Origin of the sequence: Rhodococcus gordoniae, from assembly GCF_001646655.1 — a bacterium.
Taxonomy (GTDB): Bacteria; Actinomycetota; Actinomycetes; order Mycobacteriales; family Mycobacteriaceae; genus Rhodococcus; species Rhodococcus gordoniae.
On sequence record NZ_LPZN01000103.1, the window covers coordinates 1 to 1,216 of the forward strand.

Annotated in this window: 2 protein-coding genes; both read left to right on the plus strand. The window is 74.0% G+C overall.

Features of this window, described 5'->3' with window-relative positions; genetic code table 11:
* Window positions 1–679, plus strand: a 679-nt coding sequence (locus tag A8G18_RS22140; protein ID WP_157100875.1) for a FecCD family ABC transporter permease, incomplete at its 5' end; no start/stop codon positions are given.
* Window positions 676–1,216: iron chelate uptake ABC transporter family permease subunit (locus tag A8G18_RS22145; RefSeq protein ID WP_157100876.1), on the plus strand; the 541-nt coding region annotated here is incomplete at its 3' end. The genes A8G18_RS22140 and A8G18_RS22145, both read left to right, overlap by 4 nt.

Genomic DNA, 1,216 nt, shown 5'->3' on the forward strand with positions numbered 1-1,216 from the left:
TACCGTGCGGCTGAGCAGCCCGGCGCAGTATCTGTGGTTCGCCTTCGCCGGCTCCGCCCTCGCCAGCATCGTGGTGTTCGGCGTCGCGTCCATCGGCAACGGCCGCTCCAGCCCGCTGAGCCTGGCGCTGGCCGGCGCGGCCGTCGCGTTCTTCCTGCAGGCGATGATCCAGACCATCGTGCTGCTCGACCAGACCAGCCTCGACGGCTACCGCTTCTGGGTGGTCGGCTCCGTCGCCGGCCGCGGCATGGACGTCTTCTGGCAGGTGGCCCCGTTCATCGTCGTCGGCCTGCTCGTCGCGCTCGCCTCCACCCCGGCACTGAACCTGCTCAGCCTCGGCGAGGACGTCGCCCGCTCGCTCGGCACCGATGTCGTCACCACCCGGGTGATCGGCATCGCCGCGATCACCGTGCTCACCGGCGCCGCCACCGCCGCCTGCGGGCCCATCGCGTTCGTCGGGCTGATCGTCCCGCACATCGCCCGCGCGGTGACCGGCCCCGACTACCGCTGGCTCGTCCCCTACGCCGGGCTGCTCGGCGGGGCGCTGCTCGTCCTCGCCGATGTCGTCGGCCGCATCGTGGTGCGCCCCGGCGAACTGCAGGTCGGTATCGTCCTCGCCCTCATCGGCGCCCCCTTCTTCATCGCCCTCGTCCGTCGCCGGAAGCTGGTGGCCCTGTGAACGACACCCCCACCCCCGCGCTCGCCCCGGACGAGCCGGCCACGACGGGCCGGCGCCGCTCGCCCGTCCAGGTCTCCACCCGCGTGCCGGGCCGGCCCGCCTTCCGCCTCGGCTCCGTCTCGGTCGTCTGGCGCGCCCGCATGGTCGTCGTGTGCGCGCTGATCGTCGTCGCCACCGCCGTGCTGCTGTCGATCTCCCTCGGCCGCGGCGACTACCCGCTCAGCCCGCTGCAGGTCGTCGAGGTGCTCCTCGGCGGCGGCGAACGCCTCGACCGGTTCATCGTGTTCGACCTGCGGTTGCCGCGCGGCATCGCCGCCGTCGTCGTCGGCGCCGCCCTCGCCGTCTCCGGCGCCATCACCCAATCCGTCTCCCGCAACGCCCTGGCCAGCCCCGACATCCTCGGCATCACCGCCGGCGCGTCCGCCGCCGCGGTCGCCCTGATCGTCGTCACCGGCGGCGGATCGATCGTCGGACTGCTCGCCACCCTCGGCCTGCCGCTGTCGGCGCTGCTCGGCGCGCTGCTCACCGCCGCCGCCA